The sequence below is a fragment of the Novosphingobium aromaticivorans DSM 12444 genome (assembly GCF_000013325.1).
GTDB classification, from domain to species: domain Bacteria; phylum Pseudomonadota; class Alphaproteobacteria; order Sphingomonadales; family Sphingomonadaceae; genus Novosphingobium; species Novosphingobium aromaticivorans.
On sequence record NC_007794.1, the window covers coordinates 489,183 to 512,827 of the forward strand.

Consider the following 23,645-nt stretch of genomic DNA (forward strand, 5'->3'; position numbering starts at 1 on the left):
TCATGAACCAGCTCTCCCGGGCGCTTGCGCGCATCGCTCCTTCCCGTACCACCGCTATCACCGACCGCGCGATCCAGCTTCGCGCCGAAGGCCGCGACGTGATCTCGCTCTCGGTGGGCGAGCCTGATTTCGCCACGCCCGCGCACGTCGTCCAGGCCACCAAGGACGCGCTCGACGCAGGCGACACCAAGTATACCGCCGTCGTGGGCACAGCCGCCCTGCGCAGCGCCGCCGCGCTGCACTTCAGCCGTGACCTCGGCCTGGAAGTCCCGCCCTCGCAGGTGATCGTCAGTGCCGGCGGCAAGCAGGCGATCTTCCACGCCCTTCTCGCCACGCTCGATCCCGGCGACGAAGTACTGATCCCCAGCCCCTGGTGGGTCAGCTACCCTGAAATCGTGCGTTTCGCCGGAGCAGAGGTCGTGGACCTGCCGACCGACGCCGCAGGCGGTTTCCGCATTACGGCCGCGCAACTCGAGGCCGCAATCACCCCCGCCACCCGCTGGCTGCTGCTTAACAGCCCCGGCAACCCCACTGGCGCCACCTATCCGGCGCAGGAACTGCGCGCGCTGGGCGAGGTTCTGCGCCGTCATCCCCGCGTGCTGGTGATGAGCGACGACATCTATGCGCCCCTGCGTTACGGCGAGGGCCGCCACGCCACGCTGGCGGTGGAGTGCCCCGATCTCGCGGATCGCATCCTGACCGTCTCCGGCGTTTCGAAAAGCCACGCGATGACCGGTTTCCGGATCGGCGTCGCCGCCGGCCCCGCATGGCTGATCTCTGCGATGGGCCGCCTGCAATCGCATTCCTCGGGCAACCCTGCCTCGATAAGCCAGGCCGCTGCGGTCGCCGCGTTCGAAGGCCCGCAGGACTTCCTGCTGGACTGGCGCGAGCGCTTCCGTGCGCGCCGGGACATGGTCTGCGCGCGCGTTAACGCGATCCCCGGCCTGTCCACGCCTGTTCCCGATGGCGCCTTCTACTGTATGGTCGATGCTGCGCCGTTGATGGCGCGCTTCGGCGATGACGAAGCGCTCTGCCTCCATCTGTTGGAAAGCGGCGTGGCCGTGGTGCCGGCATCCGCGTTCGGCGGAAGGGACGGCTTCCGCATCAGCTTCGCGGCGGACGAGGCGAAACTCGAAGAAGCGCTGCGGCGTATAGAAAAGGCCGTTGCATGATCGATTTCTCCATCCTGTTCGAAGACGGCGAGGCGCTGGTCATCGACAAGCCGGCTGGCCTCCCGCTCGATCGTCCTCGCGCCGGTGGCGACAGCCTCGAGAACCATCTCGATGCCCTGCGCTTCGGCTTCCAGCGCGAACCTTTCCCCGTTCACCGTCTCGACCGCGACACCTCTGGCTGCCTGTTGCTGGCGCGCAATCCCAAGGCGCTGAAGCGTTTCTCTGCCGCCTTCGAGGCGCGCGAGGTGGAGAAGGTCTATCTAGGCATCGTCGCGGGCGAGGTTACGGGCGAGAAGGGTACCATCGACCTGGCGCTGTCCAAGGTCAGCTCCGCCGAGAAGGGCTGGCGGATGATCCCGGCCAGAAAGGGCAAGCCGGCACTTACCCACTGGCGCGTCGTCGCGCGAAAGCCGGGCCTCACGCTCGTCGAGTTCCGGCCCGAAACCGGCCGCACCCACCAGATCCGCATCCACGCGCTGGCCGGGCTCGGCCATGCCCTCGTCGGGGATCCGGTCTATGGCGATGGCAAGGGTGCGTGGCGCACCATGCTCCATGCCTCGGATCTAGTCGTTCCGCGCGCGGGCAAGGCGCCGATCGTCGCCCACGCACCATTGCCGCTCGATTTCGACGCCTTCGGCTTCGAGCTTCCGGATGCCGGGGCCTGACATGTCCCCCGACGCGATCGTCGCCAAGGCGCTGTCGCTGGTGGAGGAAAGCTTCATCGCCTCTGCCGGGCCGGGCGGCCAGAACGTCAACAAGGTGGCGACGGCAGTGCAGTTGCGGCTCGACGTCTTCGCCCTTCGCCTGTCGCCCGAGGTGTTCCACCGCGTAAAGGCCCTGGCCGGCAGCAAGATGACCGCAAAGGGCGAGATCGTCCTCACCGCGCGCAGTTACCGCACCCAGGAACAGAACCGCGAGGATGCCCGCAAGCGCCTCGCCGAATTGCTGCGCGAAGCCTGCAACCTTCCGCAGAAGCGCGCCAAATCGCGCCTCAACCGCGTCGGAAAGGTTGAGCGTCTGGCCGGCAAGAAGATCCGCGGCGCCGTGAAGGCCGGGCGCGGCAAGGTGAGGCTGGACTAGGGCCGGAAAACGCCCTTTCCGTTCGACGCGAACGCGACGCGGTGGAACTCAGTCCCCGCCGACGCGCTCGATTTCGGCGCCAAGCAGCGAGAGCTTCTCTTCAAGCCGTTCATAGCCGCGGTCGAGGTGATAGAGGCGGTGGACCTGCGTCTCGCCTTCGGCCGCAAGCCCGGCGATGACCAGGCTCATCGATGCGCGAAGGTCGGTCGCCATGACTTCGGCGCCGGTCAGCTTCTCCACCCCGTGGACTACTGCGGTGCGGCCCTTGGTCTCGATCCGGGCGCCCATGCGGTTCAGTTCCGGCACGTGCATGTAGCGGTTCTCGAAGATGGTCTCGGTCAGCACCGAGGAACCATGGGCAAGGCACAGCATCGCCATGAGCTGCGCCTGCATGTCGGTCGCGAAACCCGGATAGGGCGCGGTCGAGATCGTGACCGGCTTGAGCGGACCGTCGGCCGCCACGTAGATCCCGCCCTTGCGCGGTTCGACATGGACGCCCGCGTCGCGCAGTGCCTGTACGGTCGCTTCCATGTCCTCGATGCGCGCGCCGTTCAGCATCACTTCGCCGCCGGTGATCGCGGCTGCGCAGGCATAGGAGCCGGCCTCGATGCGGTCCGGCATGACCATGTAGGTCGCGCCGTGGAGGCGGTCCACGCCGTGGATCGTGAGGTCCGACGTGCCGATGCCCTCGATCTGCGCGCCCATCGCAACCAGCAGGTTGCACAGGTCGACGATCTCCGGCTCGCGCGCCGCATTGTGCAGGGTGGACTTGCCCTTGGCCAGCACGGCGGCCATCAGCGCGTTCTCGGTCGCGCCGACGGAGACCACCGGGAAGGAATAGCGCCCGCCCGGCAGGCCGCCGTCGGGAGCGATCGCGCGGACATAGCCTGCCGCCAGTTCGATCTGCGCACCTAGGGCTTCCAGCGCCTTGAGATGCAGGTCGATCGGGCGGTTGCCGATGGCGCAGCCGCCGGGCAGCGAAACCGTGGCCTCGCCCGCGCGTGCCAGCATCGGGCCCAGCACGAGGATCGAGGCGCGCATCTTGCGCACCAGGTCATAGGGCGCGACGGTCGACGTCAGGCGCGTCGCCTGCAAGGTCATCACGCGGCCGAAATCCTCCGGCCTTGCGCCCGCAATCGACGTGGATACGCCAAACTGGTTCATCAGGTGCTGGAACCCGTCGATGTCGGCAAGACGCGGCAGGTTGCGCAGCGTCACCGGCTCGTCGGTCAGCAGCGCGCAGGGCAGCAGGGTAAGCGCCGAGTTCTTGGCGCCCGAGACCGGCACGGCGCCCGAAAGACGCTTTCCGCCGCGAATGATGATCTTGTCCATCGCGGTCGTTTAGCCTGTTTGCCGGTCCGTGCAAGCGGCAGCGATACGGCGGCAGCGGACCGAACTTCGGTTGACATTTGCCGCCCGGGATTGTGCATTGCATCAAGAATATGAAACAACCTTCGGATATCGCGGCGGGATGACATTGAAAGAACAGCGAAAGCCCATCCGCAAGGCGGTCTTTCCGGTCGCGGGGCTGGGAACCCGCTTCCTGCCTGCGACAAAGGCGATCCCGAAGGAAATGCTGCCGATCATCGACCGCCCGCTGATCCAGTACGCGGTCGACGAGGCGCGCGAGGCCGGCATCGAGCAGCTCATCTTCGTGACCGGTCGCGGCAAGACCGCGATCGTCGAGCATTTCGACACGGCCTACGAACTCGAACACACGATGCGCGATCGCGGCAAGGTACTCGATATTCTCGCGCCGACGCGGATCCAGCCAGGCAATCTCGTGACCGTGCGGCAGCAGGTGCCGATGGGTCTTGGCCACGCCATCTGGTGCGCGCGCGCGGTCGTGGGGGATGAACCTTTCGCGATCTTCCTTCCGGACGAAATGATGATCGGCACGCCCGGCTGCATGAAGCAGATGGTCGATGCCTACGAAGACGTCGGCGGCAATCTCATTTCCGTGCTCGAAGTGCCCGCGGCAGAAGTGTCGAGCTACGGCGTCATCGCTCCCGGCGCCCGGGTTTCCGACACGCTGACCGAAGTGAAGGGCCTGGTCGAGAAGCCGAAGCGCGAGGACGCACCTTCAAACCTCATCATTTCCGGCCGCTACATCCTCCAGCCGGAAGTCATGCGCACTCTCGAATGCCAGGAAAGCGGCGCGGGCGGCGAAGTGCAGTTGACCGATGCGATGGCGCGGATGATCGGCCGCCAGCCGTTCCACGCCGTGACCTTCGCCGGGCGACGCTACGACTGCGGCAGCAAGGCCGGCTTCGTCGAGGCGACGCTCGCCCTGGCGCTCGAGCGCGAGGATATGGCCGAAGACGTGCGCGCGATCATGCGTCGCCTGCTGGCACAAAGCGGCGGCTAGGGCGAAGATCCGATCAGGGCGCGCGCAGGTATGCCAGGCACATCCGGCCGAGCTCGCGCTTGAGGACTTCCCAGTCATAGTCGTGCGCCGCTTCGCCTGACGAGCCCAGGCTGAGCTGGCGCGCAAGCGTCGCGAAGACGATCTTGTACGCGGAATTGGCCTTGGTCTCGTGGTCGCTGCCGCCAAAGCTCGAACGGTAGTGCAGCATGGCGTCCATGCCGAGTGCCGTCGCACGCAGGGCATGGTCCTTGCCCGGCTTCGACACCAGCGGGTCGAACGAGGCGCGCTCCATCGCCAGGCGCAGCAGCGGAGCATTCACGCGCAGCACTTCGGCATAGCCGGCAACATAGCGCGGCATGAACTCTTCGAGCGTTGCCGAAGAACCGAGCACTTCCTCGACCATGGCCTCCTCGGCCTGCGCAAGGTCCTCCAGCGCCCGCGCGATCACGGCGCGCACGAGGTTTTCCTTGCTCTGGAAGCGCAGGTAGATCGACCCGATGGATACGTTGCCGCGCTGGTTCACGTCCTGCAGCGTGAAGTCCTCGCTGCCGCGTTCGAGCATCAGCTCGCGCGCGGCGGAAAGCATGCGTTCGAGCGAGGCCTTGCTCCGCCCCTGCTGGGGCTTGCGACTCACCGTTTCGACCGCCAGCGCGGGCTCTTCCGCCTGCTTGTTTCCGCCACGTGCCATCTTTGCGTATGCTCGCCCGATAAAGGAATATTTGTTCTAGAATCCGAGAGTTCCACCTCTCGCACGATTTTCCTTCAAAGGCGAAGCCAAAAATGTCACCTCCGGATGCTTCGCGCGGGTTGACCGCCGCGAATTCTAAAATAGAATTATCCTTCTAAATGACAGCGATGTCCGTGGGAGTTTCTGGATGCGACGTTTGCGAATGGGGATGATCGGCGGTGGGCCGGGGGCGTTCATCGGCCCCGTGCACCGCTTTGCGGCGGAACTCGACCGCGAGATCGAACTGGTGGCTGGCGTTTTCTCCAGCGATGCAGGCCGCAGCGCGGCCGCGGGCGAGAGCTACCGGATCGATTCGGCGCGCGCCTATCCCTCGCTCGAAGCGATGTTTGCCGGCGAGGCCGCCCGCGACGATGGCATCGATTTCGTTTCCATCGTCACGCCCAATCACAATCACCTGCCCTCGGCGCGCGCGGCGCTCGCGGCGGGCTATCCGGTCATCACGGACAAGCCGCTGACCGCCACTCTCGACGAGGCGCACCAGCTTGCCGGGGTCGTCGCTGCCGCAGGCAAGCCGTTCGGCGTGACCTATACCTATTCCGGCTATCCCCTTGTCCGCGAGGCGCGCGCCCGCGTTGCCGCAGGAGAGATCGGCACCGTGCGCAAGGTCGTGGTCGAGTATCCGCAGGGCTGGCTTGCGGGACCGGCCGAAGGCAAGCAGGCCGAATGGCGGGTCGATCCCGCGCGCGCCGGGCTTGGCGGCTGCATCGGCGACATCGGCGTCCATGCCTTTCAGCTTGCGGAATTCGTCACCGGCCTGCGCGTGACCGAACTCCTCGCCGATCTCGGCTCGGTCGTCCCTGGGCGCCTGCTCGACGACGATTGCTCGATCCTTCTGCGCTTCGAAAACGGCGCGCGCGGCGTTCTGCTCGCCAGCCAGATCGAAGTGGGTGAACTCAACGGCCTGCGCATTCGCGCCTATGGCGACATGGGCGGCATTGTCTGGCGGCAGGAGGAGCCCAACACGCTCACCATCAGCCGCCTCGACGGCACATGCACGCTGGTCCGTTCCGGCACCGGTGTGCTCGGCGCCGACGCAGCCTCGCGGACCCGTACCCCAGGTGGACATCCGGAGGGTTATCTCGAAGCCTTTGCAAATCTTTACCGCGACTTCGCGGCCATCGTCCGAGGTGACGCCGCGCCGCTCCTGCCCGGTATCGCAGAGGGCGTGCGCGGCATGACCTTCATCCACAAGGCCGTTACCGCCAGCCGCGAGAATGCCGGCTGGGTCAAGCTCGAAGACTGAGGAGAGCCGATATGAAGACCATCAAGGGCCCGGGCATCTTCCTCGCCCAGTTCGCCGGCGACAGCGCGCCGTTCAACAGCCTCGAGACCATCGCCGACTGGGCCGCCGGCCTCGGCTACAAGGGCGTCCAGATCCCGAGCTGGGACGGTCGCCTGTTCGACCTCGAAAAGGCCGCGACCAGCAAGGATTACTGCGACGAGGTCAAGGGCATGCTGGCGGCCAAGGGCATCGAGATCACCGAGCTGTCGACTCACCTGCAGGGCCAGCTCGTGGCCGTGCACCCTGCCTTCGACGCGCAGTTCGACGGATTTGCTCCTGCCTCGGTCCACGGCAATCCCGCCGCGCGGCAGCAATGGGCGGTACAACAGCTCAAGTTCGCGGCCCAGGCCAGCCGCAACCTCGGCCTCGCCGCCCATGCCTCGTTCTCGGGCGCTTTCGCATGGCCCTACTTCTATCCCTGGCCGGCGCGTCCGGCCGGATTGGTCGAGGATGCCTTCGATGAGTTGGCGCGGCGCTGGAAGCCGATCCTCGACGTCTTCGACGAGAACGGCGTCGACGTTGCCTACGAGATCCATCCGGGCGAGGACCTGCACGACGGGGTGACCTTCGAGATGTTCCTCGAACGCGTCGGCAATCACCCGCGCGCGAACATCCTCTACGATCCGAGCCACTTCGTGCTGCAGCAGCTCGATTACCTGGCGTTCATCGACATCTACCACGAGCGCATCAAGTGCTTCCACGTGAAGGACGCCGAGTTCCGCCCCAACGGTCGCTCGGGCGTCTATGGTGGCTACCAGTCCTGGGTGGACCGGCCGGGCCGCTTCCGCAGCCTGGGTGACGGTCAGGTCGATTTCGCCGCGATTTTCAGCAAGATGGCCGCCAACGACTATGCCGGCTGGGCCGTTCTCGAATGGGAATGCGCGCTCAAGCATCCCGAGGTCGGCGCGGCCGAAGGCGCGCCCTTCATAGATCGCCACATCATCAGGGTCACCGAACACGCCTTCGACGATTTCGCCGCGGGCGGAGCTGACCGGGCGCTCAACGCAAGGCTCATGGGCATCGGCTGAGCGGCCGGTTCATCGCAGCGCGCCAATCGCCGGCGGAGCCCTGCTCCGCCGGCTTTTTCGTGCCTGAGTCCAGCAATCCATTTACCACGTTGATGATTATCCATGAAGGTTATTTGCTATGTGAATTTCTTATTGGAGAGTATCGGGAAGGTGCAGGGAGACTGTTCGCCGCTGCCAAAGCCCATGGCTATGGCAGGCGAAAGACTCATTATTTTACTTGATGGCGATGCTGCGCCATCCCTGCCGATCATGAGGGAAAATCGCTTTGGGTGCCGATGCTTGACAAACGTTCTGCACTCAATAGAATTTAGGTTCTAGTTTTTAGAATTCTAATCTGTTAAACGGCGGCGCCGAACGTGGCGCAACATGGGGAGGAAATACCATCATGCCGAAGTCAACCTACACTCGTGCTTTGCTGGCAGGCGCCTGCGCGCTCGCCTTCGCGCTGCCCGCGCATGCGCAGGACGCAGCCCAGGCCACCGAGGCAGAAGACACCAACCCCAACGTCATCATCGTGACCGCGCAGAACCGCGCGCAGAACCTCAACGACGTTCCGATCAAGATCGACGTCGTCTCCGGCGAGGAGCTGCAGAAGGCTGGCTTTGCCAGCATGAACGACGTCGGCCAGATCGCGCCGGTCGTGCAGGTCAACCAGGACCAGGGCACCGTGAAGGTTTCGGTCCGCGGCGTCGGCACCACCTCGAATGACGAAGCGCAGGATACTTCGGTCGTCATCAATATCGACGGTGAGTACATCAACCGCCCGAACGTGATGGGCATGGCCCTGTTCGACATCGACCGGGTCGAAGTGCTGCGCGGTCCCCAGGGTACGCTCTACGGCCGCAACTCGACCGGCGGTGCAATCAACTTCATCACCCGCAAGCCCGGCAAGGAATTCGGGGTCAACGGCTCGATCAGCTACGGCAACTACAACGCGATCCGTGCCGATGCCGGTATTGATCTGCCGCTGGGCGAGATCGCCGGCCTTCGCGTCGCCGGCTTCTACGATGAGCGCGATGGCTACAGCAAGCACCCCGCAGGCGGTGGCTTCTTCGTGTTCCCGGCCTACGCCGCTGGCCGTTCTGACGACAACAAGTCGTACGGAGGCCGCGCCTCGCTCCGCCTCGAGCCGACCGATCGTCTCTCGATCAACCTGGCGGCCGAGTATTCGCACCGTAGCTTCACCCCCGGCATCTTTGCCGCCGGCGACCTGAACGGTGCCGGCAACGGTCCCACCGGCGGTGCCTGCAACAACGGCTTCACCCAGGTTGCACCGGAATATGCGCAAGTGCTCTGCGTTCCCAGCAACACCAACCTGCTCTCGAAGGTCGACCGCAGCAATTATGCAGCGCCGCTCTTCGGCATCGGCCATGTCAGCGATCACACCTGGGCCGCACGCGGACGTATCGAATATGAGCTGAGCGACGCGGCAACGATCACCTACATTGGCGGCTATCGCAAGTACTCGGGCGATCCCGGTCGCCTGACTCTGCCGACGATCTATCAGTCGTTCGGCTACCAGGATGAAGCCAAGACGCAGAGCCACGAACTGCGCATCAACGGCACGGTCGGCGGCGTGGTCTATCAGGTCGGCGGCTTCTACTTCAAGGAAGACCTGGCCCGCGAAAGCGGCTTCATGCTGCCCAGCTTCGTCTTCGCCGACCCGCTCAATGATCCCAGCCTGTTCGGCAAGCCGGGCACGTTCCTCAGCTACTTCGGCCGCTACGTCAAAAGCGACAGCAAATCGGTCTTCGGTCAGGTCGAGGTTCCGCTGGGCGACAAGCTGACCGCGATCGGTGGCCTGCGCTATACCGACAACAAGCGCAACGCGACCTATCTCAACGTCGACCCCTTCCGCTTCAGCCTTGAGACCTTCTCGCTCGTACCGGACCCGTACATCGTCGGCGCCGGTCCAGGCCGGAAGGACTTCAGCAAGGTGATGTATCTCACCACCATTCCGCTCAAGAGCAGCGACAGCAAGGTCACGTGGCTGGCTGGCCTGAACTTCAAGCCGAACAGCGACACCCTGATCTTCGTCAAGGCGTCGACCGGCTTCAAAGCTGGCGGTTTCGACTCGGTCGGCACCTACAAGCCCGAGACCAACACCGCTTTCGAAGGCGGCTGGAAGCAGACCTTCGGTGATCATGGGCAGCACCAGTTCAACCTTGGCGCGTTCTACTACGACTACAAGGACCTGCAGGTTTCCGTACTGCTTGATACCGCCATCGGCGGCCAGATCTTCAATGCCGGCAAGGCGAAGATCTGGGGCATCGAAGCCTCGGCCGACATTGCCCTGGACGATCGCACCAACTTCCATGCCTCGGCCAACTACCTGAATGCCGAATACAAGGAGCTGCTCGCGCAGTTCAACGTGTTCGACACCACCGGCGAGATCAACGGCGTTGGCGATCTCGATCCCAACACCGACGGCATCCAGCAGCCGAACTTTGCCGGCAACCGCCCGCCGTTCTCTCCGGAATGGGTGCTGACCGCCTCGCTCGACCACACTTTCCCGCTGGGCGATATGGGTGGCCTGACGGCGCGGGTGAACACCACCTTCAAGAGCAAGTACTTCACCGACTTCTACAACTATCGCGACGGCACGCAGAGCGCGCTCAGCCAGACCGACGCGAGCCTCGAATACAAGCCCGAGAACGAGAAGTTCTCGATCACGGCGTTCGTCAAGAACATCGAAGGCACGCGCCCGCTGACCTACGGCAGCTTCGTTTCGGCCGGACCGGACGACATCTTCAACTGGCAGTTCGGCACGCCGCGCACCTACGGCGTCCGCCTCGCGGTCGACTTCTAAGTCGTACTCAGGTTCGCAAAACAGAAAGGGGAGCGGTTCGCCGCTCCCCTTTTTTGTTGCCGGAAGCCCCGGAGCGTTCAGCCCCAGGACGGGTCCTTGCCGGGGCGCCACTTGATGCTGCATCCGGCGCTCGGGTGCTGCGGCTGCGGGGCCGGGTCGCCCGCCAGCAGCGCATCGACCGCGCGGCGCATGTCCTCGCCGGTCACCGGCAAGTCAGTGCGCAGCGGCGGCAGGCCGGGAACCGGCGGGCGGTTGATCTTCGGCCGGCTCGCGTCGAACTGGCCCGCGTAGTAGAGCAGCCGATCGCGGTCGTAGAGGAAGAAGTCGGGCGTGCAGATCGCGTTGTAAGCCAGGGCCACGTCCTGGTCTTCGTCGTGGAGGTAGGGGAACGGAAAGTCCCTTTCCGCCGCCAGTTTTTGCATGTGCGGATAGTCGTCGTCCGGATAGTCGTCGGGCCAGTTGGACGATATCGCCACGACCTGAAGCCCCTTCGCCTCATACTCGCGCGCGAAATCGATGAATCCGTCGAGGATGTGCAGCACGAACGGGCAATGGTTGCAGATGAACGCCACCAGCAGCGCAGGCTTGTCCGCAAACTCCCCTATCTCGCGGATTTTCCCGGTCACGTCCGGAAGTGCGAAGGCGGGTGCGGGCTTTCCGTAGTCGAGTTGACGCGACAGGCGCAGCATCAGGCTTCTCCCTTTATTAGAATAGGTATTCTTTTTATCGTTTGTGCGCCGGGGATGCCAGCACTTCGCGCCGCTCCCTGCCGGCGGGCGTGGCGGCACTCCAAACTGCAAAGTCCACCTTTGCACCTTTGCAATTTTACCGTGGACAGCCCGTTCAATCCGCGCCATCGCCGACCCAAGCCGATGCCCCGATCGCGTTTCGACCATGGGCATCACAATGCCGGACACTATCAGGAGCGATGCCATGAAGGCCCTGGTCTGCGTGAAGCGCGTGATTGACTACAACGTTAAGCCTCGAGTGAAGGCGGATGGTTCGGGTGTTGATCTTGCGAACGTGAAGATGAGCATGAACCCGTTTGACGAGATCGCGGTGGAAGAGGCCATTCGCCTGAAGGAGAAGGGCGTTGTGACCGAGATCGTGGCGGTTTCGGTTGGGCCTGCGAAGGCGCAGGAGACGCTGCGCACGGCGCTTGCGATGGGGGCGGACCGTGCGGTTCTGGTGCAGGTGGACGACGGGGTCGAGGTCGAGCCGCTGGCTGTGGCGAAGATCGTCAAGGGCATTGCCGACGAGGAGCAGCCTGGCCTGATCATCACCGGCAAGCAGGCGATCGACGACGATTCGAACCAGGTCGGCCAGATGGTTGCGGCGCTGCTGGGCCGTCCGCAGGGGACCTTTGCCAACGAGGTTTCGGTCGAAGGCGACGCGGTCGTGGTCAAGCGCGAGATCGACGGCGGCTTGCAGACGGTGCGCCTGGCGCTGCCCGCGGTGGTCACCACCGACCTGCGCCTGAACGAGCCGCGCTATGCCTCGCTGCCGAACATCATGAAGGCCAAGTCCAAGCCGCTCGCCAACAAGACCCCCGCCGATTACGGCGTGGACGTCGCGGCGCGCCTCAAGACGCTGAAGGTCTCCGAACCGCCGGTCCGTTCGGCCGGGATCAAGGTGGCCGACGTCGACGCGCTCGTCGCCAAGCTCAAGGAAATGGGAGTCGCCTGATGACCAAGGTTCTCGTTCTCGTCGAACACGACAACGCCAGCGTCAAGGACGCGACCCTTGCCGCCGTCACCGCCGCGGGCCAGCTTGGCGAAGTGACCGCGCTGGTTGCGGGCGAGGGTTGCGATGCCGCCGCCCAGGCTGCCGCGCAGATCGCGGGCGTGGCCAAGGTGCTCAAGGCCGATGATGCATCGCTTGCCAACGCGCTGGCGGAAAACGTCGCGCCGCTGGTCGCCGGCCTGATGGCCGGTTACGACGCCTTCGTCGCCCCGGCGACGACCACCGGCAAGAACGTCGCCCCGCGCGTCGCCGCGCTGCTCGACGTGATGCAGATCTCCGACATCCTCTCGGTCGAGGGGCCCAGGACCTTCACCCGCCCGATCTATGCCGGCAACGCCATCGCCACGGTCGAAAGCTCTGACGCCAAGCTGGTGATCACCGTGCGCGGCACCGCCTTTGCCAAGGCGGCCGCCACCGGCGGATCGGCCAGCGTCGAGAGCACCGGCGCCAACGGCGACAGCGGCCTGTCGACCTTCGTCAGCGCCGAGATCGCCAAGTCCGAGCGTCCGGAACTGACCAGCGCCAAGATCATCGTCTCGGGCGGCCGCGCGCTCAAGGACGCCGCCACGTTCGAGCAGGTGATCACCCCGCTTGCCGACAAGCTTGGCGCGGGCATCGGCGCGAGCCGCGCGGCGGTGGACGCGGGCTACGTGCCCAACGACTACCAGGTCGGCCAGACGGGCAAGATCGTGGCGCCGGAAGTCTACATCGCGATCGGCATCTCGGGCGCGATCCAGCACCTTGCGGGGATGAAGGACAGCAAGACCATCATCGCCATCAACAAGGACGAGGACGCCCCGATCTTCCAGGTTGCCGACATCGGCCTGGTGGGCGACCTGTTCACGCTGGTCCCGGAACTGACGGGCAAGCTCTGACCGCTCCATGTTGGAAAGTTTCCCCGGGGAAACATTCCATATAGGTTACCCAACCGCACAGGCCCCGCCCCCACAGGCGGGGCCTTCCGCGTTCGGGCACATCGTTCGGGCTTGAACAAAATTTCCGCATCTGCAAGCTAAGCCAATGACTAAAGCAAGAAAAGTCTTGGTGTCGGCGCTGTGCTTCACCGCATTGATCGGCGAAGCGGCCGTGGGAAGGGAGCAGGTCGTGCTCAAGCCTTCCGGGCAGTGGAACATCAACTATGCAGACGAAAGCTGCCAGTTGGCCCGGACGTTCGGTGTCGGGGACCAGAAGACGTTGGTCCAGTTCGAAAGATTTGGCCCGGAGAACGGCTTCGCCCTGATGATCGTCAGCCCGCTTCTGAAGTTCCAGGAAAACTTCAGGGCGGTGCCCAACCGCATGCTGCACCCTACAAAGAGGCAGTATCTCGATACGGTGTTCCAGTTCCTTCCAGGCGGTGAACCGTACAAGCAGCCGGGCATCCCGGCCATGGATGCCGCAAGCCGTCAGCCGACCCTGATGGCTTTCCTGAGCCTTGAAGGGCCCCGGAAGGACGCTGCTCCCACCGCCACTGGCACTGCCTCCGCATCCGAAGACCGGAAGCTGACGAACGAGGAGCGGCTGGCGCTGGAAAAGGCCACGAACGCGCTGCTGGTCGAGCAGCCGTTCAACGATCCGATACGGTTCGAACTCGGTTCGCTCGCTCAGCCCTTTGCGACGCTCGCGGCATGCACCGACGATCTTGTCAGATCGTGGGGCCTCCAGACCGACCCGGAACACGCGGCGGTCAATCCGCCCAAGCCGATCGGCAGCCCGTCTGAATGGTTCGACGACAAGAAGCTGGCCGAAAGAGTGTGGAGCAAGCGGGAAAACGCGATCATCTACTTCCGGATGATTGTTTCGGACAAGGGGGCGCCTGAGAGCTGCGTAATTCAGGACTCCTCGCAGACTACCGAACTGCGCGATCTGTCCTGTCGGGCGCTGATGGGGAAAGCCCGCTTCACGCCGGGCACAAACGCGGCGGGTCAGTCGGTACGGTCCGTCTACCGCGGTGCGGTCCGGTATTTCACGAGCCGCAACTAGTCATAGAACCAAGGTCAGGCACTGGCTGAAGTCGTCGAGCACGTAGTCCGCGAAGGCCGCGCAATTGTTGAAGCCGTGCTTGCGGTAGAGCCGCAGGGCGGGTTCGAATGCCGGGCCGGTGCCGGTTTCGAGACTGACCCGAGCATGGCCTTTCGCGCGGGCGACGGCCAGAAGGTGGAGCAGGATCGCCTCGCCGATGCCCTTGCCCAGGAAGTCCGGGACTACGCGCATCGACTTGATCTCGCTGTGCGAAGGGTCGATCTGCCGGAGCGCGCCCATTCCGGCGAGGTCATCGTCCATCCACGCGGAATAGAATGTCACGCCCGGTTGCCGCAGCGCCTCGACAGGCAACGCGTGGACCTTGCAGGCCGGCGAGTGCGCATGCATCCCGGCAAGATGGAGCGCGACGAGGCCCCGTATCGCCTCGCCCGAGAGATCGTCTTCCACGATGCGCAACCTTGCCATCGGCGAAGCATAGCCGGGTCTTCCCCACTGGCAACATTGCGTAAGGGCCGCGCGATTGACTCGCCCCCTCGCGAGGCGCAGCTTCCGCCCGCTTGAGCCGAGCCTCAAAAAGGGTCGCCCCGACGCAAGCCACCTGCGGGATGCCGCCGATCGTACGCGCTCCCGCGTCCAAAAAGGGGAGACTGCCATGAACAAGCTTATGCTTCTGCCAGCACTTGCGCTCGCCTGTGCCACGCCGCTTGCCGCACAGGACTATCCGGTCGTGCCGGGCGACTACGTCACGGTCTCGATGATCACGGTCGAGGATGGCCATGACCTCGATTATGCCAATCACCTCGCGGGGATGTGGCGCAAGGGGCAGGACTTTGCGGTGAAGCAGGGCTGGATCAACAGCTACGAGATCCAGACCAACGAGAACAAGCGCCCCGGCGAGCCGGACTATTTCCTCGTGACCCGGTTCAGCAAGTTTGCCGACCCCGCGCAGGAAGAGGCGCGCGAGAAGGCCTACAATTCGTACATGGCGATGACCGCGGCGCAGATGCAGGCTGCTTCGGGCGAGCGGGCCAAGTACCGCAAGGTCATGGGGTCCATGCTCCTGCGTTCATGGAAGTGGAAGAACTGAACCCCTGACGGCGCGCGCTTCCGGCCATGCGCCGGAGGCGTTCGCGCTCAGCCGCTGTGCTTGTCCGCCTTGCGCCGGCCAAAGCGCATGCCCGTTTCCAGCCGTGCGCGCAGTTGGGCGTAGTAGGCCTCGAGGAAGGCCCGCTCGTCGCCCGAGCCGGCGTTCCAGCCGATCTTGCGGCAGATCGTCTCGGCCACTTCGCGCATGGCTTCGGGCCGGTTTTCGCGCAGGACCCGTTCCAGCACCTGCAACTCGTATTCGCCGTAGACGGCAAGGTCCGCGTCGGCGAAGCGATAGCGTGCGCCGGTTTCCTGCGAGAGACCGCGTGCGGCCTTGCCCACCGACAGCGCCTGTTCCAGCTTGCGCCGGGGCACTTCGACCACCCACGTCCCCGCGATCAGGTCGCCGCAGCGCAGGCGGTCGCGGTTGAAGAAGGGAAACAAGGCGAAGATCAGGAACCATGCGAGGCCCGCCCAGCCGGCGGTCACGGTGTCGCCCCCTTCCGCCCAAGCCGCGAACAGGAAGAGCAGCGGCATGAACAGCTCGATGTCGCGCACGAGGTTGCGGGCGATGACCGCTTCGGTCGTCAATCGCGCACCGTCGGTGCCGCGCGCGCGCGCGGCGACGCGGATGCCGGTAATGCGCTTGCCGGGCGTGGCGCCGCGCGGGCCAAGCTCGAAGAACAGGAACCAGGCGTTGCGGAACAGGAACAGCGCAATGATCCAGACCACGACCAGCGCCTGGGTGGCGCGGCCTTGCGGCGTGTCGCCATCGTTGAAGCTCAGGCCGACGCCATCGGCGACTTTCGCCAGGACCAGGGTCGCGCCGATCATCGCGCCGACGATCATCGCGAGATCGAGGAACAGCGCACCCGCGCGCGCGCCGCGCGATGCGAGGAGGAAGGGGATCGGCACCCCTTCCGGCGTGTTCACCATGCGCCGCCGTCGCGCATCGTGATCGAGCGGCGCCGGGGTGCGCGCGGTATTGCCCTTGCGCCGGAAGGGATTGGCGAGGGCCATCAGGCGCGCACTCCCCGGCCGAAGGCGAAGAAGTAGCCGGTCCACAAGACGAGCATGAAACCTCCGACGATCAGCCGCGAAGGCGTCGCGTCGACGAGCTGCCGGGCAAAACCTTCGAGCACGGCCGCGACCACCAGCATCAGCACGACGCCGGTCATCACCACCGCGGCCCGCCGTCCGGCCGCGGCCGCGGCGTCGACGACCGAGAGATCGCCGGGAAAGGCCATCGACCGCCCGATGTGCAGCCCGGAAGCGCCCGCAAGCAGTATCGCGAAAAGCTCTGTCGTGCCGTGGATCGAAAGCCAGCCCACGAAATCGAGCAGCAGGCCTTGCCCCTGATAGAGCCACAGCATCGCACCGAGGAGCGCGGTATTGTGGATCAGCAGCAGGATGGTCGGCAAACCGAACGCGAAGCCGAGGGCGAAGCACAGGATCGAGACTTGCGCGTTGTTGCTGAACAGGGCGGCGGCGAACACGCTCATCCCGTTCTGGCTCTGGTTTCCGAAAAGGGTCGCGCGCAGCGCCTCGCGGCTTGCCCCGGGCACGCGCTCGTCGGCGAAGCCTCCCGGCACGAGCGAATAGTACCACTCCGTATTGGCCGAGACCAGGAACCAGCCGACGGCGACGCCCGCGACCATCAGCAGCAGGGCGAGCAGCAGGTCGATGCCGAGGCCGCGCACCGCCGCGCTCCATTCCCCGCCGAGGAAGCGCCGGAACCACGACCAGAGCGAGGCGCGCGGGCCATAGACCAGGAACCACGCGCGCTGGGTCAGCGCTTCGAGATAGGCAACGAGCGCGGCGTCGAGCGAAGTCTCGCGGGCAATGGCGAGGCTCGACGCGACGGTCCGATAGAGCGTGGGCAGTGCCAGCAGGTCTTCGTCAGGAAGCCGGCGCATCCGCCCCGATTCCATGCGACGAACGATGCCTTCCAGCCGCTTCCAGTCGGCTTCCCGCTCAAGCCGGAAGCGGTCGGAACGCAGCGCTGCCTGTTCCGCCGCGACCGCCTGTTCGGGCGCCTTCGCGAACCAGCCGCCGACCTTGCCGGCGATTCCAGCCGCAACCCCGTTCATCCGATCCTCCCCTCGCGCTTGATCGCGAGATAGGCGTCGAGGAGCCGCGTCCCCACGGCGTCATGCGGCGCTTCCAGCACGCGAACGCCAAGGTGGCGCAGACGTTGCAGCACGAGCGCGCGCTGGCGCACGAGCGTGGTGGCGGTGACGGACTCGGCGACGGACTGCATGTCCTCCACCGGGGCCGACACGATCCGGGCAAGATCGGCGTCGGTCATCACCACGAACAGGACGAGGTGCCGCTCGACGAGGCGGCCGACGCTTTCGACCATCAGTTCGGCGCTGGTGGGGTCGGTGAAGTCTGAAAACAGCACGATCAGCGAGCGCCGCTGGAGCCGTGCGGCCAGCGTCGACAGGGCAAGCGTGAAGTTCGCTTCGCCCGGGTGATAGTCGAGCCCTGCGGCAGCGCGCTGGAGGCGGGGAAAGTCGCGGCTTGAGGTGATGAAGGGCGTGGCGACTTCGGGCCTAGCGGCAAAGCCGAAGAGGGCGACGCGGTCCTGCGCCTTCAACGCGACATAGGCGGTGGTCAGCGCGGCGGTGACGGCGCGGTCGATGCGCGGCAGGCCATCGATCGGCTCGCACATGGTCTGCCCGCAGTCGAACGCGAAGACGATCTGGTTGTTGCGCTCGACCTCGTATTCCTTGGCAAAGAGGCGGGCGTGGCGGGCCGAGCTTTTCCAGTCGATGCGGCGGCGGTCCATCCCCGGTTCGTATTCGGCCAGGGCCTCGAACTCTGCGCCTTCGCCGCGGATGCGGCGTGCGATCAGGCCGAACTGCGCATCGCGCAGGAAGATCTGGAGCGCGGGGCTGCGCACCGGTGCGATATTGGGCCAGACGCGGACGGACTGGTCGAGCGGGCGGCTCACCTGGCGGTGGGCAAGGCCCAGCGGCCCGGACCAGCGCAGCCAGACGCGGCCGAACACGCCGGTACCTCGCCGGGTCGGACTGATTTCGCCCGCGCCGGTCCAAGCGCCGCCATCCGGGATGAGCGCGAAGGCCAGCCTGCCGCCGGGGGCAAGGCGGGGGTCGCATTCGAGCGCGATTTCGGGGCGGGCGCGGGGCGATGCACGGTCAAGCTCTGCCGCCACGACCAGCCGCGCGGGCTCGCCCACTTCGGCATCCTCAGGCGCGATCACGCGCAGGTCCGCGAGACGGCCCGCGAGCAGGCCGTCGAGCAGGATCACCACCACGAGCGCGCCGCCCAGCGCAGGCGCGGCGATCCACGCGGCCGGAATCGTCGCGGCAAGGAGCAGCGCCAGCGGGGCGATGCCCGCCAGCACCATGACCGCGCGCCGGCTGGGAACGAGGGCGGCGGACCGGCTCAACGCGGGGCTTCCGTACCCTCGACCAGTGCGCCGACTATGGCTTCCACCTGCTTGCCTTCGATTTCCGCCGCCGGGCTGAGCAGCAGGCGGTGGCGCAGGACCGCCGTTGCCAGTGCCTTCACGTCGTCGGGGATCACGTACTCCCGCCCGTCCAGCGCGGCGCGGGCACGGGCAGCACCGGCCAGCAGGACGGCCGCGCGCGGGCTTGCCCCGGCCACCAGATCGCCGGTCTCGCGCGTGGCGCGGACAAGGCGGACGACATAGTCCACCACCGAATCGGCAAGCGTCACCGATGCGACGACGCGGTTGGCCTGCGCCAGCCGGTCGGCATCGGTCACGGCCGCGATACCCAGATCGGCCGGCTTCGGGGCTGTGCGGCCAGTGCTGTACTGGGTGACGATCCGCGCTTCCTCCTCGGCGGAAGGGTAGGGCACGAGGAGCTTGAACAGGAAGCGGTCGAGCTGGGCTTCGGGTAGCGGATAGACGCCCTGGCTCTCGATCGGGTTCTGCGTCGCCACGACCATGAAGCGGTCGGACAGGGCATGCACTTCGCCGTCCAGTGTCACGCGCCGTTCCTGCATGGCTTCGAGCAGGGCGGCCTGGGTCTTGGGCGGGGTGCGGTTGATTTCGTCGGCCAGCAGCAGTTCGTGGAAGATCGGGCCCCGGGTCAGGGTGAACTGGCTGGTCTGGAAGTTGAACAGGTTGGAGCCGAGAATGTCGCCGGGCATGAGGTCGGGCGTGAACTGGATGCGCCCGAAATCGAGCCCGAGGGCTCCGGCGAGGCACTGGGCAAGAAAGGTCTTGGCGGTTCCGGGCGGGCCTTCGAGCAGGACGTGGCCGCCGGCGAAGAGCGCGACGAGCAGGTGGTCGATCACGTCCTCCTGCCCGACGACCGCCTTCGCCACCTCTGCCCTGATCGCGGCCGAGAGGTCGCCGAGGTCGGCCAGTGTCATGTCAGGTGTCGTCAGGGTCACTTCAGGTGCCTTTCCATGGCTTGCAGCACGAGCGCTCTGCGGGCGAGGTCGTGGGGTTTGCGCGCTTCGCGCAAGTATTTGGCAGCTTGGGAGAAAAGTGGGCCTTCATGGCCCCGGCGCTGCTGTGTCGCGTCGATCTGGCGTTCGACCTCGTCGGGCGCCATGCCGCGTGGCAGGCCGAGCGCCAGCGCGATCCTTTCGCGCGTGGCATCGGCATAGGGCGCCGCGACGAGATGGACGCGGCCCGCCCGGCGGATGAGCCCGGCGGCGTTTGCGACGAGCGCGGCCTTGCCCGGCGCGATTTCGGGACCATGCCGCAGTGGCGGTCCGAAGCGGTGGAGGGCGCGCCATGCCACCGCGAGCGCGGCGAGGAGCAGGCATATCGTGGCGGCAAGGAAGGGCGGCTCGAAGGCCAGTGTCAGCAGGTTTCTGCTGGCGCCGAAGCCATTGAAGGTCATGTCGAAGGCGAAGGGCTGGCTACGGTTGTCAGCGGTTGCGAGGACCAGGTCGCGGGCGAGCATCGCAGTCGCCTTGTCGCCCAGCCCCCAGTTGTCGAGGAGATCGGGCTCGAACACCAGGACGACGGGGTAGAGATCGTCGTCCTCGCCGCCACGGTCGGGGTCGATTCCGGCAAGTCGGTTGAGCGCGGGGTAATAGCCGTCGTCATCCAGCCAGGCGGCGAGGATGCGACCGTCGCCGCCGCGCACCAGCGGGACCAGCCCGTCGCCCGACCCGCTTTCGACGCGCAGGTCGTCGGGCAGCCTGCCCCGGCGGTTGCCCAGCCGCCAGCCACCGGCAGGCTGCGACTTTTCCTCGCCGATATCGACCGTCACGTTGTCGGCAAAGCCGGGCCACTCGGGGGCCTGGGTCGCCAGAAGCTGGACCCATCCGCGCTTGGCCTTGCCCGAATTGACGCCCGCCGCGAACCATTTGGGCGTGACCACGATGGTTGGCCCCAGATAACGGCGGGCATCCACGACCTTTGCGATGTCCTTGCCTTCGGCATCGGCGGGCGGCGTGAGGATGAGCAGGCCCGGCGCGGTCTCGAGCGCGCGGCGGTTGCGCTGGCGCACCACGTCGAGACCCTCGGCCTCGAGCATGCGGGCCAGGCCCGCATAGCCGTTGAGGCCATGCCCGCCGACATGCGCGCCGCCGTTGTTGCCGCTGCCGCCGGTGTCGTTGCCCAGGAACCAGAGCAGCGCGACGAAGGCCAGCGCCCCCACCAGCAGGATGCCGATGACGCTGCCGCGCGAGAAGGGGGAGGCGTGCGGCGCAGTCATCCCGACACCAGTTCGGCCAGCGCGAAGCGGGCATAGGCATCGCGGGCCACCGACCAGTCTTCGGCACCCAGCGGTCGAAGCGCGTAGCGCGCGCGTTCGACCATGCCGGCGATGGAGGAGAAGGCCGCGCGCGCGGCTTCGGGCAGTTCCGCGATGGCCCCGATCTCGCGCGCTGTGCTGGCAGGCGTGAGCCATTGCGGCCGCGCCGCCGCGATCTGGCCGACGCTGCGGCGCAGGAGCAGGTGCGCGGCTTCGGCATAGAGCCCTTCGGCCGCCAACCGGTCCGCGTCCTCCAGCAGGGCGAGAGCTTCCTCGCGCGGGGGAATCCATTGCGGCACGTCGAGCCCGGACTTGCGCCCGCGATTGCGCAGCAGGGGCCACAGCAAGGTCCACGCGATCCAGATGGCGCCGATCACCGCGCCGACGAGAAGTGCGGTCTCGACCACGCCCCACCCGCTGCCGAGCAGGTGGCCGACCGGCGAAAGCAGCCATTCGAGGAACCGGCCGATGGCCTTGAGCCATTCCGGCGAGACCGGGGCCGGATCGGGCGGGACCGGGGCGAACTGGATATCGGAGGAGCCGTGCAGCGCGCGCCAGGCCGCCTCTGCGGCCGCCGCGTCATTCGTTGCCGGATTTGCCGCCGCGGATGCCGTCACCCGCAGATCGTTGCACGGGCCGCGCGCCTGGGCAAGACCCAGGGTCCTGACCTTAGCCCCGGATGCGTTCCATCGGGTAGGTGCCGAGCATCCGCACGCGCTTTGCGAAGAAGCCCAGTTCCTCGAACGCGAGGTCGACCGGGCGTTCGCCGGGGGCGCCCACGATATCGGCGTAGAATTCCGTCGCGGCGAAGCTGGCCCCGCGCTGGTAGCTTTCCAGCTTGGTCATGTTGACGCCGTTCGTCGCGAATCCACCCAGCGCCTTGTAAAGCGCGGCGGGAATGTTGCGCACCTCGAAGACGAAGGTCGTCATCGCCGGGCCGGGGATGGTCGCCGGGTCGAGCGGGGTTTTCGACAGGATCACGAATCGGGTGGTGTTGTCGTGCGCGTCCTCGACGTTTTCGGCGATGAGCTTCAGTCCGTAGAGTTCGGCGGCGATCTTCGGGGCGATGGCGGCGACGGTCGGATCGCCGAGTTCGGCGACATAGGCAGCGGCGCCAGCGGTATCGGCGTAGCTCATCGGCACGATGCCCCGCTCACGCAGGTAGAAGCGCGACTGGCCGAGCGCCTGGGGATGGCTGTAGGCGGCGGAAAACGGACCGTCGCCCAGGGCCATGAGGCTGGCGTGGATCTCGAGGAAGTGTTCCCCGATGATCGACAGGCCACTTTCGGGCAGAAGAAAGTGGATATCCGCCACGCGCCCGTGCTGCGAGTTCTCGATCGGGATGATGGCTTGTCCGGCGCGGCCTTCCTTCACCGCATCGAGCGCATCCTCGAACGAGAAACAGGGCAGCGGCAGGCAATCCGGCAGGGCTTCGAGCGCGGCGCGGTGCGAGTTTGCGCCGGGCGCGCCCTGGAAGGAAACAGCCCGCGCGGGGTCCTTGGCCGCGGCGGCGGCCATCTCCTCGACAAGGGCGAGCGCGGGTGCTGGATAGCTCTGCATGATGCGCGCGCGTTACGGCTGTCTGTCCTTTCGGGCAAGTGACATTGATTTTGAGCTTCAAACCATCTTGCGCTGCGGCGGGGGCCTGACTAGAGCGTCCCGCAAATCGCGCAGGTGTCGGCAGGGTGCCGGCGTGCGCCAATGGGGCTCGTAAATGGACGACCGTTTCAACACCATCGCCGGATGGACCTTGTTCGGGGGCATCGTGGCTCTGGGGCTTTCCAGCCTCTCGGCGCATTACTTCCTGGCCGACAAGGAACATCGCCCCGAAACGATGGGCTATGCGATCGAAGGCGTGGAAGAAGAAGGTGGCGCCGGCGCCGCGGCCGAATTGCCGCTGCCGAATCTCCTTGCCAAGGCCGACGTGAAGGCCGGCGAAGCGCTGTTCGCCAAGTGCAAGGCCTGCCACACGGCAGAGCAGGGCGGCGCGAACGGCATCGGCCCGAACCTCTACGGTGTGGTCGGTGAAGCGGTTGCCGCAGGTCGCGGCGGCTTCGCGTTCTCGGACGCGCTGAAAGCCAAGGGCGGCAAGTGGGACTTCGAAAGCCTCGACGCGTGGCTGAAGAACCCCAAGGCCTATGCTGACGGCACCAAGATGTCGTTCGCGGGTCTTCCCAAGGGCGAAGACCGCGCCAACGTGATCGTCTACCTCAACTCGCTCGGCTCGAACCTGCCGCTGCCCGCGCCGGTCGAAGTGCCGGCTGCTGGCGCCGCTCCCGCAGCCGTCGCCGTTGTCGGCGACGCCGCGAAGGGCGAGGCGATCTTTGCCAAGTGCAAGGCCTGCCACACCATCGACCAGGGTGGCGCGAACGGAATCGGCCCGAATCTCTTTGCCGTCTACGGCGAGAAGGTTGCTGGCGAACGTGGCGGCTTCGCCTTCTCCGACGCGCTCAAGGGCAAGGGCGGTACCTGGGACGACGCGACGCTCGACGCGTGGCTGACCAGCCCGGCCAAGTTCGCGCAGGGCACCAAGATGACCTTCGCGGGCATCGCCGACGCCCAGCAGCGCGCCGACGTGATCGCCTACATGAAGACGAAGAAGTAAGCTTCGCCTTCACTGCAATCCGAAAGGGCGTCCGGA

The 23,645-nt window shown here is 66.1% G+C and carries 23 protein-coding genes; 12 read left to right on the plus strand and 11 right to left on the minus strand.

Annotated features, from left to right (window positions below):
- The first annotated feature begins 2 nt into the window (after nt 1–2).
- Genes SARO_RS02235 through arfB form a run of 3 tightly spaced genes read left to right on the plus strand, consistent with a single transcriptional unit; the run spans nt 3 to nt 2,252 of the window.
- Nucleotides 3–1,172 carry a pyridoxal phosphate-dependent aminotransferase gene (locus SARO_RS02235; protein ID WP_011444108.1) on the plus strand — a complete coding sequence of 390 codons (1,170 nt, stop codon included), beginning with the start codon at nt 3–5 and terminating at the stop codon, nt 1,170–1,172.
- Nucleotides 1,169–1,837, plus strand: coding sequence for an RluA family pseudouridine synthase (locus SARO_RS02240; RefSeq protein ID WP_011444109.1), 669 nt, complete (start codon nt 1,169–1,171; stop codon nt 1,835–1,837). Before SARO_RS02235 ends, SARO_RS02240 begins: the two co-directional genes overlap by 4 nt.
- A gap of 1 nt (nt 1,838) precedes the next feature.
- Nucleotides 1,839–2,252, plus strand: coding sequence for an alternative ribosome rescue aminoacyl-tRNA hydrolase ArfB (gene arfB / locus SARO_RS02245; protein ID WP_011444110.1), 414 nt, complete (start codon nt 1,839–1,841; stop codon nt 2,250–2,252).
- A 48-nt stretch (nt 2,253–2,300) separates the two neighbouring features.
- On the opposite strand, the gene murA is transcribed toward arfB, so the two are convergent.
- Complete coding sequence (murA, locus tag SARO_RS02250; protein WP_011444111.1) at nt 2,301–3,584, minus strand: UDP-N-acetylglucosamine 1-carboxyvinyltransferase; 1,284 nt, start codon at nt 3,582–3,584, stop codon at nt 2,301–2,303.
- A gap of 139 nt (nt 3,585–3,723) precedes the next feature.
- On the opposite strand from murA, the gene galU reads away from it, so the two are divergent.
- Entirely contained in the window at nt 3,724–4,620 is an 897-nt protein-coding gene (galU, locus tag SARO_RS02255; RefSeq protein WP_041550632.1) for a UTP--glucose-1-phosphate uridylyltransferase GalU, read from the plus strand.
- Between the two features lie 13 nt (nt 4,621–4,633).
- Here galU and SARO_RS02260 read toward each other — a convergent pair whose 3' ends face one another.
- On the minus strand, nt 4,634–5,308 hold the full coding sequence (locus SARO_RS02260; protein WP_011444113.1) for a TetR/AcrR family transcriptional regulator: 675 nt from the start codon (nt 5,306–5,308) through the stop codon (nt 4,634–4,636).
- Nucleotides 5,309–5,495: 187 nt separating this feature from the next.
- Here SARO_RS02260 and SARO_RS02265 point away from each other — a divergent pair, with 187 nt between their 5' ends.
- From SARO_RS02265 to SARO_RS02275, 3 genes are all read left to right on the plus strand, one after another.
- Nucleotides 5,496–6,611, plus strand: coding sequence for a Gfo/Idh/MocA family protein (locus tag SARO_RS02265; RefSeq protein ID WP_011444114.1), 1,116 nt, complete (start codon nt 5,496–5,498; stop codon nt 6,609–6,611).
- Nucleotides 6,612–6,622: 11 nt separating this feature from the next.
- The gene (locus SARO_RS02270) at nt 6,623–7,678 is read left to right on the plus strand and encodes a sugar phosphate isomerase/epimerase family protein (protein WP_011444115.1); all 1,056 of its coding nucleotides are present in this window, start codon (nt 6,623–6,625) and stop codon (nt 7,676–7,678) included.
- Nucleotides 7,679–8,063: 385 nt separating this feature from the next.
- Complete coding sequence (locus SARO_RS02275) at nt 8,064–10,487, plus strand: TonB-dependent receptor (RefSeq protein ID WP_011444116.1); 2,424 nt, start codon at nt 8,064–8,066, stop codon at nt 10,485–10,487.
- 77 nt (nt 10,488–10,564) lie between these two features.
- Here the strand turns inward: SARO_RS02275 and SARO_RS02280 are convergent, their stop codons facing one another.
- The gene (locus SARO_RS02280) at nt 10,565–11,176 is read right to left on the minus strand and encodes a thioredoxin family protein (RefSeq protein ID WP_011444117.1); all 612 of its coding nucleotides are present in this window, start codon (nt 11,174–11,176) and stop codon (nt 10,565–10,567) included.
- A gap of 244 nt (nt 11,177–11,420) precedes the next feature.
- Between SARO_RS02280 and SARO_RS02285 the strand changes: the two genes are divergently transcribed.
- The 3 genes from SARO_RS02285 to SARO_RS02295 all read left to right on the plus strand — a co-directional run bounded on the left by SARO_RS02285 (nt 11,421) and on the right by SARO_RS02295 (nt 14,210).
- Nucleotides 11,421–12,173, plus strand: a complete 753-nt coding sequence (locus SARO_RS02285) for an electron transfer flavoprotein subunit beta/FixA family protein (protein ID WP_011444118.1) — start codon at nt 11,421–11,423, stop codon at nt 12,171–12,173.
- A complete protein-coding gene (locus SARO_RS02290; RefSeq protein ID WP_011444119.1) occupies nt 12,173–13,105 on the plus strand; it encodes an electron transfer flavoprotein subunit alpha/FixB family protein in 933 nt (310 codons plus the stop codon). Before SARO_RS02285 ends, SARO_RS02290 begins: the two co-directional genes overlap by 1 nt.
- Before the next feature lie 145 nt (nt 13,106–13,250).
- On the plus strand, nt 13,251–14,210 hold the full coding sequence (locus tag SARO_RS02295) for a hypothetical protein (protein ID WP_011444120.1): 960 nt from the start codon (nt 13,251–13,253) through the stop codon (nt 14,208–14,210).
- Here the strand turns inward: SARO_RS02295 and SARO_RS02300 are convergent, their stop codons facing one another.
- Complete coding sequence (locus SARO_RS02300; protein ID WP_011444121.1) at nt 14,211–14,675, minus strand: GNAT family N-acetyltransferase; 465 nt, start codon at nt 14,673–14,675, stop codon at nt 14,211–14,213.
- 187 nt (nt 14,676–14,862) lie between these two features.
- Between SARO_RS02300 and SARO_RS02305 the strand changes: the two genes are divergently transcribed.
- Nucleotides 14,863–15,297, plus strand: coding sequence for a hypothetical protein (locus SARO_RS02305; protein ID WP_011444122.1), 435 nt, complete (start codon nt 14,863–14,865; stop codon nt 15,295–15,297).
- A gap of 47 nt (nt 15,298–15,344) precedes the next feature.
- Here SARO_RS02305 and SARO_RS02310 read toward each other — a convergent pair whose 3' ends face one another.
- Genes SARO_RS02310 through SARO_RS02340 form a run of 7 tightly spaced genes read right to left on the minus strand, consistent with a single transcriptional unit; the run spans nt 15,345 to nt 22,564 of the window.
- Nucleotides 15,345–16,316, minus strand: coding sequence for an RDD family protein (locus SARO_RS02310; RefSeq protein ID WP_011444123.1), 972 nt, complete (start codon nt 16,314–16,316; stop codon nt 15,345–15,347).
- The gene (locus SARO_RS02315) at nt 16,316–17,386 is read right to left on the minus strand and encodes a stage II sporulation protein M (RefSeq protein WP_011444124.1); all 1,071 of its coding nucleotides are present in this window, start codon (nt 17,384–17,386) and stop codon (nt 16,316–16,318) included. Before SARO_RS02315 ends, SARO_RS02310 begins: the two co-directional genes overlap by 1 nt.
- On the minus strand, nt 17,383–18,669 hold the full coding sequence (locus SARO_RS02320) for a DUF58 domain-containing protein (protein WP_011444125.1): 1,287 nt from the start codon (nt 18,667–18,669) through the stop codon (nt 17,383–17,385). Before SARO_RS02320 ends, SARO_RS02315 begins: the two co-directional genes overlap by 4 nt.
- Before the next feature lie 38 nt (nt 18,670–18,707).
- A complete protein-coding gene (locus SARO_RS02325) occupies nt 18,708–19,664 on the minus strand; it encodes an AAA family ATPase (RefSeq protein WP_011444126.1) in 957 nt (318 codons plus the stop codon).
- A gap of 17 nt (nt 19,665–19,681) precedes the next feature.
- Nucleotides 19,682–20,965: a hypothetical protein gene (locus SARO_RS02330; RefSeq protein ID WP_011444127.1), complete on the minus strand. Its 1,284-nt coding sequence runs from the start codon at nt 20,963–20,965 to the stop codon at nt 19,682–19,684.
- Nucleotides 20,962–21,621, minus strand: a complete 660-nt coding sequence (locus SARO_RS02335; RefSeq protein WP_011444128.1) for a hypothetical protein — start codon at nt 21,619–21,621, stop codon at nt 20,962–20,964. The genes SARO_RS02330 and SARO_RS02335 overlap by 4 nt, the downstream gene beginning before the upstream one ends.
- Before the next feature lie 52 nt (nt 21,622–21,673).
- Nucleotides 21,674–22,564 (minus strand): prephenate dehydratase, encoded by an 891-nt coding sequence (locus SARO_RS02340; protein WP_011444129.1) that lies wholly within the window; start codon nt 22,562–22,564, stop codon nt 21,674–21,676.
- A 154-nt stretch (nt 22,565–22,718) separates the two neighbouring features.
- On the opposite strand from SARO_RS02340, the gene SARO_RS21690 reads away from it, so the two are divergent.
- Entirely contained in the window at nt 22,719–23,609 is an 891-nt protein-coding gene (locus SARO_RS21690) for a c-type cytochrome (RefSeq protein ID WP_011444130.1), read from the plus strand.
- Nucleotides 23,610–23,645: the final 36 nt, after the last annotated feature.